The following is a 10,108-nucleotide window of genomic DNA, read 5'->3' as shown; positions in this document are numbered from 1 at the left end:
AGCGAGTTCGCTGGCGCTTGTGAACACCTCAACTATTGTTTGAGAAGATGATCTCTTCTCCGTTGGTTTCGAGCGAAGTCGAGAAACAGGCCTCGGGGAAAAAGGCTTCTCGACTTCGCTCGAAGCGAACGGAAGAGAGAAACACCCGCCAATCCTTGTCAATTCGTGGCGGAACGTTATGCCCCGCGGCCATGACCGCACCGATACCCAAACCCTGGATCATGGCGATCGCGCCGTACATTCCCGGCCGCTCGACCACGGATGACGGCCGCAAGGTCGCCAAGCTCTCGTCGAACGAGAATCCGCTGGGCACCTCGCCCAAGGCGCGCCAGGCCTTTGTGGCAGCGCAACTGTCGCTCGAACGCTACCCCGATGCGAGTGGGGCGATCGTGCGCGAGGCATTGGCGGAGAAGCACGGGCTCGATCCGCAGCGGATCATCTATGGCAATGGCTCGGACGAGATCCTTCATCTCGCGGCGGGTGCGTTCGCCGGGCCGGGCGACGAAGTGATCTTCGTTCATTACGGTTTCGCGGTCTATGAAATCGCCGCGCGGCGCGTCGGCGCGGTGCCGGTGATCGCCCCGGACAAGGATTATGCGACCGATGTCGATGCGATCCTCGGCCACGTTACCGACAAGACTCGCATCGTCTATATCGCCAACCCCAACAATCCGACCGGCACCTATTCGCCGGCGTCGGAGATTGCGCGGCTCCATGCCGGCCTGCCCGGCCATGTGCTGCTGGTGATCGACCAGGCCTATGCCGAATATCTCGATCCGCAAGACGATGATGGGGGGATGGCGCTGGCGATGACAGCGCCCAATGTGCTCGTCACGCGCACCTTTTCGAAGATCCATGGCCTCGCCGCGGAGCGGATCGGCTGGGGCTATGCCTCGGCGGCGATCATCGAGGCGCTGCATCGCATCCGCCTGCCCTTCAACATCACCATCGCCGGGCAGAATGCCGCGGTAGCGGCAGTCGGCGATGCCGAATTCGTCGAACATACCCGGTCGCACAATGCGACCTGGCGCGCCTGGTTCGCGGATCAGATCGCCGCAATGGGGAATGCGGGCCTGCGCGCCGTGCCGTCCAAGGCCAATTTCCTGCTTGTCCTGTTCGAAGGCGCGCTGACTGCCGAGGCCGCGTACAAGGGGCTGATGGATGCGGGCTATATCGTCCGCTGGCTGCCTGGTCAGGGCCTGCCGCACGGCCTGCGCATCACCATCGGCACGGAGGAGGAGACGCGGGGCGTCGCCGCTGCGCTGCGCCAACTGGTTGAAAAGACTGCCTGATGCTGCCGTTCGCACGCGTCACGATCATCGGGCTCGGGCTGATCGGCTCGTCGATCGCCCGCGCCGTGCGTCAGGCCATGCCGACGGTACGGCTGACCGGTCATGATTTCGACCCGGCGGTCCGCACGACCGCCGACACGTTGCAGCTGTGCGACGATATCACCGACACGGCCGGCGCGGCGGTGATCGACGCCGACCTGGTCATTCTGTGCGTGCCGGTCGGGGCGATGGGCGCCGCCGCCGCCGGTTTCGCCGCCGACCTGCCCGCCGATGCGATCGTCAGCGATGTCGGCTCATGCAAGGCGGAGGTCGCGCGCGCGCTGGCCGAAGCATTGCCCGGCGCGACGATCATTCCGGCGCACCCGGTCGCGGGGACCGAGCGCAGCGGGCCCGAAGCGGGCTTTGCCAGCCTGTTTCACAAACGCTGGTGCATCCTCACCCCGGCCGAGGGCGCCGATCCGATCGCGGTCGAGCGCCTTGCCGAATTCTGGCGCCGGCTCGGCGCCGATATCGAGCTGATGGCGCCCGATCATCACGACCGCGTGCTCGCGGTGACCAGCCATTTGCCGCATCTCATCGCCTATACCATCGTCGGCACCGCCTCGGACCTGGAGGAAGTGACTCAGTCCGAAGTGATCAAATATTCCGCCGGCGGCTTCCGCGACTTCACCCGCATCGCCGCGTCCGACCCGACCATGTGGCGCGACGTGTTCCTGTCCAATCGCGAGGCGGTGCTCGACATGCTGCAGCGCTTCTCGGAGGATCTGACCGCGTTGCAGCGCGCGATCCGGCTCGGCAAGGGGGAGGAGTTGTTCGACCATTTCGAACGTACCCGCGCAATCCGGCGCGGCATCATCGAACAGGGTCAGGACGATCCGGCGCCCGATTTCGGCCGCAGCCATGATTGATATGGGCGGGGAAAGCAGATGATATCGATCGGCGCGCTCAACCTGCATATCGAGGAAGCGGGGCCGACGGATGGCCCGCTCGTCATCCTGTTGCACGGCTTTCCCGAAACCTCGCGCGCCTGGCGCAAGGTCATGCAGCCGCTTGCCGACAAGGGGCTGCGGGTCGTGGCACCCGATCTGCGCGGTTACGGGAAGAGCGACGTGCCGGCGGGGCGCGACGCCTATGCGCTCGACACGCTGGCGGCCGATATAGTTGGCCTGGCGGATGCGCTTGGCGCGCCGACTTTCGCGCTCGTCGGTCATGACTGGGGCGGGATCGTCGCTTGGGCGGTCGCCGCCCGGCATCCGGAGCGACTGAGCCGGCTGATTATCCTGAACGCGCCGCACGCCGATACCGTGAAAGCCGAGATGCGCGCGCATCCTGCTCAGATATTGCGCAGCCTCTATGTCGGCTTTTTTCAGATTCCGCGCCTTCCGGAGGCATTGCTCGGGGCGTTCCGGTTCCGCGCTCTGCGCCGTGCGCTCACCCGCACCTCCCGCCCCCTGGCGTTCGATGCCGGCGATCTCGACGCCTATGTGGAGAGCTGGTCGCGTCCCGGCGGGCTCACCGCGATGCTCAACTACTACCGTGCGCTCCGGCTGCCGCGTGCGCCGCTCGGGCGCATCCGGGTTCCGACGCTGATCCTGTGGGGCATGAAGGACGGCTATCTCGGCGCCCATCTCGCCGATGCCGCTGCGGCGATGTGCGACGATGCACGCATCACGCGATTCAACGAAGCGACCCACTGGATCCAGCATGAGGAACCGCGCCAAGTCGCAACGAAGATCGCGGCGTTCGTTCAGGGCTAGGGTCCAGACGGACCCTGGAAACGGCGGGCCGATTCAATGCCGGCATCAGGCGAGGCAATGTGCCCGGGCCGGGTTCGGCATCGCTCTTTGACATGACGGACAGCTACCGTTGCACTCCCTGTTCCCGGCAATAACAGGGAGCGGCCGCTCCCTGTTATCTCGCTGTTATCGAAAACAGGGAGATTGGAAGTAAGTTACTGGGAAACAGTGTAAAATTCCGGTCAAAATGCGTCCGCCAGACCGAAAAAATTGTTTTCCCGAATAACAGGGAGAAACAGGGAGTTTAGTGCAGGAACAGGGAGCGTGCGGATCGGGATCGAACGGCCATCCTCGTGTACGGCGTCAGGCGCAATGCATTGGCGCTTTTGCCGATGCGCTCGTCACAATTGCCATACTGATCGGTGCAGTAGCGCTATTGCTCACGCGCCCTCTTCTTGTTGCGGACGATAGCCGCGATGATTCCGCCGACGACGACAATGCCGACCGCGCCGGCCACCATGTCGCTGGCATTCGTATCGTTCCGCCGCCTGCGCTCACGTTCGCGCTCGCGGCGACGCCATTTATCGTACCGTTCCACGCTGGAGATCCGGCGCTCCTGGTCGCTGTCGCAGCGCAGGCGATGACTGCCATCCGGATCGCCGCAAAGCGGTCGCGCGAGACGCTCTTCCCGCCCCCCGCTCGGCCGGTCCTGTGCATGGCCGGGGCTGATGACCGCCATCGCACCGATCAGCCACGCGCCAGCGCTCGTCGCCAACACCCATTTTCCCGGATTCGGCCCCATCGTCTTACTCCTTGCAGGCCGATCTCCCGGGGCCGCGATGCAAGAAAGCGCGCCGGACATTGCCGCAGCATGGCGCGAGCAGGAAGGCCGGCTCGCTTCGTCAGCAGCCCAGGGCGGGCTTCGCGAAATCGTCGAAGCGCCAGCCGTCCGGTGTGCGGCGGGCATAGAAGGTATAGAAGCAGCGCTGCTCGTGGGTGGTGCTGGGCGCGTACTCGGTGCGTATCTTTGGCCGGCCGCCATGCCGCCCGCCCTCGGCACGGGTGATGGCTTCCCCTTGCTGGGTGGTCGTCTCGACCTCCAGCCATTGATAGGCACGCCGCCCATCGGGCAGGTCGCGGACGTCGACCGGCGGTCCGTACTTCGCCATCACCGCTTCGGGCGAGCGGCCCATATATCCCCGCATGATATCCGCCGAGCAAGCGGCCAGGGACAGCGTCGCTACGGCCAGAACGGGCAGATTCAGGGAAAGACGCGATCTCATCACTGGCTCCATTGTCGTTGGAGAGCCCGCGTGCGGTGAGAAGATTGTGTCAGGGTTGCGGCACGGCGACGAATTCCAGCCGCATGATCGTGCCGCCGCCGGGCGCATCGATCGCCTCCACCCACCCGCCATGCCGATCCATGACTTGCCGAACCAGATTCAGGCCCAGGCCGGCGCCGGTTTGCCTGGCGCGAAGGCGGTGGAAAGGCTCGAACACCGTATCGCGCTCCTCCGTCGGAATGCCCGGGCCGTCATCCTCGACCTCGACCACAGGGCCGTCGACCCGGATGATGACCCGACGGCCGCCATGATCGATCGCATTCTGGATCAGGTTCGTCAGGACGCGCTCGATCGCAGGCGGATCTCCTCGCACCAGGCTGGCACCGAGGTCGACGACTTCGACGTCACGACCATGGGCAATGACGATAGGGGCCAGGTCGGCGGCCACTCGGCGGGCGATCGCGCCGAGATTCACGGTGTCGTCCGGCGGGGCGATCCGGCCGATTCGCTGAAGATCGAGCAATTGTTCGGCGAGCGTGGCGAGGCGCGCCACGTCGCGTCCGAATCGTTGCGCGATCATCCGGTCGTCCGATGCCTCGATCTTCGCCTGGAGGATCGCGATTGGGGTCCTCAATTCGTGCGCTGCGTCGACGATAAAGCGCTGATGGCGGTCATATCCCTCGTCGAGCCGCTGCAGCGCGCCGTTCACCGCACCGACCAGCGGCGCCACCTCCAGGGGGATATCGGCGGCCGACAGGCGATGGCCACGGCGATCGATGTCGATTCGTTCGGCCTCGTCGGCAATGGTCGACAGGCCGGCAAAGGCGCGTCGCACGATCAGCGGCGTGGCGATCAGGGTCACGATCGCCAGCAGGCCGAGAATCGGAATCATCAGCAAGTTCGACAGGAACAGCACGACGAATGTCATGCTGAACAGATCCCCTTTGCCGAGCACGGTAAACTCCCCGGCGGGGCCCGATGCGCGCCGGATGATCGCCAGATTGGAAAAGGGCGCGGTCGTGTCGCGGATATCCGCAAAGGTCATCTGGTCCAGATGCTGTGCCATCGACCGGTACATTTCGGGTATCTCGCCGGTCGTCACCACCTCACCGCGATCGTTGCGCGCGACGAACCAGAAATCGGGCACGCTCCGTCGCAGCGCGGCGAGTTCATCGGTTTCCCACAAACGGAGCCGCCCGTCCGGCGCGCGCGAGATCGCATGTGCCGCGACTTTTGCGAATTCGGGGCTGACCAGTACGCCACCCTCGTCCGCTCGTACCAGATAGCCGACGAAGATCACCCCGAACAGGAGGAGGATGCCGGTATGGAAGAAGAGCAGCCTGGCGATCAGGCGCCGCTTGAGCGACGTTGCCCCTGCCTTCACGCTGGCTGGCACAGCAGATAACCGACGCCGCGAATGGCATGAATCTCGACCTCGGCACCTGCCTCCGCCAGCCGCCTGCGCAGTCGCGATATGTGTGAATCGAGCGTGTTGGACTGGATTTCGTCGTCAAAGCCGTAGACCGCGTCCTCCAGAGCCCCGCGTTGCACGGTGCGGCCACGACGACGCATGAGGGCGGCGAGCACGAGCAACTCGCGCCGCGGCAGGTCGAGCCGCTTGCCGGCAACGATCGCCTCGCTGTTGACCAGATCATAGACGAGCTGGCCGAGCTGCACTTGCTGGCTCGGCCGGGTTGTCGGCCGCCGTCGCACGGCGCGGATGCGGGCGAGCATTTCCTCCATCGCGAACGGTTTGGCGAGATAGTCGTCGGCGCCATGATCCAGACCCGAGACACGATCGATGACATCGCCGCGCGCCGTGATGACGATGACCGGCATGCCCGGATTGCCTTGCCGCAGCTCGGCCAACAGCGAAAGTCCGTCACCATCGGGCAGCGTGCGGTCGAGCAGGACAAGGTCGCCGCAGCCTGACAGCAGCGCCTCGCGCGCATCGGCCAGGCTGGCGACATGGTTCACCACATAGCCTTCCCGCTCCAGCACGGTGCGCAGTGCCGCTGCCATCTCCATCTCGTCTTCGATCAGCAGGATTCGCACGATCGTCTCCCGGTTTCCCTCCGTGCGCGGCATTGACCGGGCGACGCATGCGCGCCGCCCGGTCAATGACGTTATGGCCGCTTAAAAGCCTACCGACACGCCCAACAGGATTTTCGACGATTTGAAGCCGTCGCCATAGTTCACGCGATTATATTCCGCGCGCACGAAATAGCCGGAGGATATCGCGGTTTCGATACCACCACCGTAGAGAATCCCGCCTTCGGTCGAGCTGCTTTCCTTGTCCTTCAAGGCAATGTCGCGAAAGTCGGTTTTTTCGCGCACTCGCAGCCAGCTGTAACCGGCCCGGCCATAGACGAGTATCGAGCGCGTGGGCAGGACGCCGACGCGGCCGGAGGCATCCCAGTTCCAGCGCGGTTTGATCGAATAATCACCTGCGAGGCTTTCCGTGCGCAGGGTTTTTCCGCCGCGCCCGAACCCGGCCTCTCCGCCGATCACGAATGCGCTGCCGATCTGCGCATCGTAGCCAATATGTGCGCGATAGCCGATGCCGCCGCGGTCCTCGTCGATCCTGGTTGCGATGCGCGGCAGCGAATACTCTCCGTCATGCCAACGATAATCCAGCGAGGCGCCGATCTTCACACCGCCGAATGTGGCGTCTTCGGCCGATTGAGCGAGCGATGCGGTCGGCACGAGCGCAAGGGCACCGGCAATCAGGTAACAGCTCTTCATTGTACACGTCCTTGATACTGAAACCGCCGGACGGGCGGCCGATCCAGAATCGATGACGAGCGTTGCCTGAGCATTGCGGCAATCACCGCCCCGGGTGACCGCGCAGCGCGACTCCTAATCGGGCTGGCGTACGTCCAGCGAGTTGATCGCCGCGTGGACCAGCGCCTCGGCTTCGGCGCGGGGCAGGCCAGGCGGGATGACCTCGCCGAACCGGAAGGTCACCGTCCCGGGCAGCTTCGGGCCGTGTCTCGGCCAGACCTTGCCGGAATCGATAGCGATCGGCACCACCGGGATTTTCAGCATCTGGTACAGGCCGGCAAAGCCCGCGCGCAGTGGCGGTTGCTCGCCCGGTGGCACGCGCGTGCCTTCGGGGAAGATCAGGATCGATCGCCCTTCTGCCAGCGCGACCTTCGCCTCCCGCAGCATTCGCCGAAGCGCGCCGGCCGATGCCTCGCGGTCAACGACGATGACGCCATAGCGCCGCGCTGCCCAGCCCCAGACCGGAATGCTCGCCAGCTCCTGCTTCATCACGATCGCCGGCGTCCTGAGCATCCGACCGAGCTCGAGCGTCTCGTACATCGCCTGGTGCTTGGCGGCGTAGATCACCGGGCCTTCGCCGAACTGTGTGCCCTCGATCTTCTGGTCGATGCCCAGGATGGTGCGCGACGCCCAATGGTGGAATTTGGTCCATAGGTGCGTGTTGACGATGATCGCCTTGCGCCCGAACAGCGCCGTGACCGGCGTCGCCAGGACGATCGGTATCGATACGGTGTAGAAGACCAGCTGGAAGAGCAGGGTGCGCAGCGCGTTCATCGACCGATCCCTACCCACAGCGCGAGGCGGCGGAGCAGCAGCTTGTTATATTCGGCGACGAGCAGTGCGTAACGCGGGCTGCTGCTGCTCGGCACGCCATCGCCGACCACTGTCACATCATCGTCCAGTGCATTGACCAGTTCCATCTGCGCGCGCGCGACATGCCAGTCCGACGTCACCAGCCGGACCGACTTGTAATGATGCTCGCGCACCCAGCGCGCGGTTTCCTCGGCATTGGACCTGGTGTCGACCGCTTCATGACCCAAATCGACGCAACAGGCGAACAGTCTGGACGAGGCCTTATACTGCGCGGCGAGCTCGACCGGCCGCACCTCGGGCGCGACGCCGGTGACCAGCATGCGCTTGGCCGCATTCTGCTTCATCAGCGCGAGCCCGCGGTCGATCCGCCCCGCGCCACCGGTCGGCACGACGATCGCGTCGGTATGGACATCGTCAAGCGGTGCGGGCAGCGCGAGCATGAACAGCGCGAAGCCGAGCAGCCACAGGATGATGGCGACGAGCAGGGTGCGCCAGATCACAGGATCTTCCTCAGCACGCCGAGCACCGCGATGCGCGCGGCGAAGGTGGCGAGCAGGGCGAAGGCAACGGGCAGAAGCGCGAGCAACAGCCAGTCGCGTGCGCCGAGCGTCAGACCGCCAAGCAGGTCGGAGCCGAGCGTGCCGAGCTGCAGCCCGATCAGGCCGATCAGGCCGCACGCCAGCATCGTGCCGAGGATGCCGCCCAGCAACGTGTCGAGCGCGATGCGGCGCTGGAACAGCCGTGCGACCTGGACATCGGTCGATCCCAGCATGTGCAGCACCTGGATCGTGTCGCGGTGCGTCTCCAGCCCCGCCCGCGCGGCGAGGATCACCACGGTCGCCGTCGCCGCCGCCATCAGCAGGACCAGCGCCATGGCCAGGCCGGTCACCATGGTCATGAAGTTGCTGACCGGTGACATCCAGGTCTCATGGCGGTCAACGCGGGCGGCCGGGGCTACCGCCTGCACTGCGGCGGTGACGCGCGCGACCGCGGCATCGCTGCCGGCGCCAAGATCGACATCGATCATCGCCGGGATCGGCAGATCGGGATCGGCGCCGTCCGCACCCAGCCAGGGACGCAGTAACGACGCCAGTTCGGCGCGATCGACGAGCGTCGCCCTGGATATGTCGGGCAGGCCGCGCAGTACTGCGATCGCCGCCGCCGCCTGGGCATCGCGCATGCGTTCGACGGGCTCGACGATCTGCACCGTCAGTCGCCCGGCCAGCTGGCGGTCGAGCAGATTGGCGGCTGCCCGCGTGCCCAGCCCCAATGCGCCGGCGAGCACGGTCAGGAACAGCATGATTGCCATGATCCAGCTCATCGCGCGCGTGCTGCGGCTTTCGTCGAGCAGGCGGCGATCGGCTGCGGAGGGAATGAGATTGACGCTCATGTCTCGTCGCCCGGGGGCGGGAAGCGCAGCGAGCCGGTAGGGTCGAGCAGCCGCCCGCCATCGAGCCGCATCATATGCGCGCCGGGAATTCGTCCGAGCAGATGGAAGTCATGCGTCGCCACCACCACGGTGGTGCCGAGCCGGTTGAGCGAATCGAACAGATGGAGCAGCCGTTCGGCCATGTCGGGATCGACGTTACCGGTCGGTTCGTCGGCGACGAGGATCTCGGGCCGGCCGATCACCGCGCGGGCGATGGCGACGCGCTGCTGCTCGCCGCCCGACAAGGTGCGTGGTTTGGCCGCGATCCGGTCCGACAGGCCGACCCAGGCAAGCATCTCGCGGACCGGCGCCTCGACATCGCTTTCCGGCACGCCCGAAACGCGCAACGGGAGGGCGATATTGTCATAGGCCGACAGATGCGAGAGCAGCCGGAAGTCCTGGAACACCACGCCGATGCGGCGGCGAAAGCCCGGCAGCCGCTTGCGCGGGAGGGTTACCGCATCTTCGCCGAACAGCCGGATCATGCCGCGGGTCGGACGTTGTGCAAGGTAGAGCAGCTTGAGCAGCGAGGTTTTGCCCGCACCCGATGCGCCGGTCAGAAAATAGAATGATCCGCTCGCCAGCGTGAAACTGACGTCGGACAGCGTCTCCTGGCCCGTGCCGTAGCGCAGCCCCACATTCTCGAACTGCACGATATTGGCCATTACCGGCGCACGCCCACTCGCTCTTTGATCAGCCCCACCCTGCCATCGCACGTTCGCACCCGCGGCATCAAGCACATGGGGGCAATTGGGCGCGGGACTTGCCACG

At 65.5% G+C, this 10,108-nt stretch carries 13 protein-coding genes; 3 read left to right on the top strand and 10 right to left on the bottom strand.

The features are described 5' to 3' along the window. Positions 1–28 precede the first annotated feature (28 nt). Positions 29–193 carry a hypothetical protein gene (locus H3Z74_RS20270; RefSeq protein WP_187761327.1) on the bottom strand — a complete coding sequence of 55 codons (165 nt, stop codon included), beginning with the start codon at positions 191–193 and terminating at the stop codon, positions 29–31. Between H3Z74_RS20270 and hisC the strand changes: the two genes are divergently transcribed. Genes hisC through H3Z74_RS20255 form a run of 3 tightly spaced genes read left to right on the top strand, consistent with a single transcriptional unit; the run spans position 192 to position 3,049 of the window. After that, complete coding sequence (hisC, locus tag H3Z74_RS20265; RefSeq protein WP_187761326.1) at positions 192–1,292, top strand: histidinol-phosphate transaminase; 1,101 nt, start codon at positions 192–194, stop codon at positions 1,290–1,292. The genes H3Z74_RS20270 and hisC overlap by 2 nt on opposite strands. Then, complete coding sequence (locus H3Z74_RS20260; RefSeq protein WP_187761325.1) at positions 1,292–2,200, top strand: prephenate/arogenate dehydrogenase family protein; 909 nt, start codon at positions 1,292–1,294, stop codon at positions 2,198–2,200. Before hisC ends, H3Z74_RS20260 begins: the two co-directional genes overlap by 1 nt. An 18-nt stretch (positions 2,201–2,218) precedes the next feature. Beyond that, positions 2,219–3,049, top strand: a complete 831-nt coding sequence (locus H3Z74_RS20255; protein ID WP_187761324.1) for an alpha/beta fold hydrolase — start codon at positions 2,219–2,221, stop codon at positions 3,047–3,049. A 412-nt stretch (positions 3,050–3,461) separates the two neighbouring features. On the opposite strand, the gene H3Z74_RS20250 is transcribed toward H3Z74_RS20255, so the two are convergent. The 9 genes from H3Z74_RS20250 to ftsE form a co-directional block, all read right to left on the bottom strand. After that, on the bottom strand, positions 3,462–3,830 hold the full coding sequence (locus H3Z74_RS20250) for a hypothetical protein (protein ID WP_187761323.1): 369 nt from the start codon (positions 3,828–3,830) through the stop codon (positions 3,462–3,464). Between the two features lie 100 nt (positions 3,831–3,930). Beyond that, positions 3,931–4,311, bottom strand: a complete 381-nt coding sequence (locus H3Z74_RS20245; protein ID WP_187761322.1) for a hypothetical protein — start codon at positions 4,309–4,311, stop codon at positions 3,931–3,933. Between the two features lie 49 nt (positions 4,312–4,360). Continuing rightward, positions 4,361–5,695: a sensor histidine kinase gene (locus H3Z74_RS20240; RefSeq protein ID WP_187761321.1), complete on the bottom strand. Its 1,335-nt coding sequence runs from the start codon at positions 5,693–5,695 to the stop codon at positions 4,361–4,363. Beyond that, a complete protein-coding gene (locus tag H3Z74_RS20235; RefSeq protein ID WP_187761320.1) occupies positions 5,692–6,366 on the bottom strand; it encodes a response regulator transcription factor in 675 nt (224 codons plus the stop codon). The genes H3Z74_RS20240 and H3Z74_RS20235 overlap by 4 nt, the downstream gene beginning before the upstream one ends. 81 nt (positions 6,367–6,447) lie before the next feature. Beyond that, positions 6,448–7,056, bottom strand: coding sequence for an outer membrane protein (locus tag H3Z74_RS20230; protein ID WP_187761319.1), 609 nt, complete (start codon positions 7,054–7,056; stop codon positions 6,448–6,450). Positions 7,057–7,170: 114 nt separating this feature from the next. Beyond that, a complete protein-coding gene (locus H3Z74_RS20225) occupies positions 7,171–7,869 on the bottom strand; it encodes a lysophospholipid acyltransferase family protein (protein WP_187761318.1) in 699 nt (232 codons plus the stop codon). Continuing rightward, the gene (locus H3Z74_RS20220; RefSeq protein ID WP_187761317.1) at positions 7,866–8,408 is read right to left on the bottom strand and encodes a YdcF family protein; all 543 of its coding nucleotides are present in this window, start codon (positions 8,406–8,408) and stop codon (positions 7,866–7,868) included. Before H3Z74_RS20220 ends, H3Z74_RS20225 begins: the two co-directional genes overlap by 4 nt. Then, the gene (locus H3Z74_RS20215) at positions 8,405–9,298 is read right to left on the bottom strand and encodes a cell division protein FtsX (RefSeq protein WP_187761316.1); all 894 of its coding nucleotides are present in this window, start codon (positions 9,296–9,298) and stop codon (positions 8,405–8,407) included. Before H3Z74_RS20215 ends, H3Z74_RS20220 begins: the two co-directional genes overlap by 4 nt. Further along, positions 9,295–10,002 (bottom strand): cell division ATP-binding protein FtsE, encoded by a 708-nt coding sequence (ftsE, locus tag H3Z74_RS20210; protein WP_187761315.1) that lies wholly within the window; start codon positions 10,000–10,002, stop codon positions 9,295–9,297. The genes H3Z74_RS20215 and ftsE overlap by 4 nt, the downstream gene beginning before the upstream one ends. Between the last annotated feature and the right edge of the window lie 106 nt (positions 10,003–10,108).

Origin of the sequence: Sphingomonas alpina (assembly GCF_014490665.1) — a bacterium.
Classification (GTDB): domain Bacteria; phylum Pseudomonadota; class Alphaproteobacteria; order Sphingomonadales; family Sphingomonadaceae; genus Sphingomonas; species Sphingomonas alpina.
Note: the sequence above shows the minus strand (reverse complement) of the source record. Positions and strands in the feature narration are given on the sequence as shown.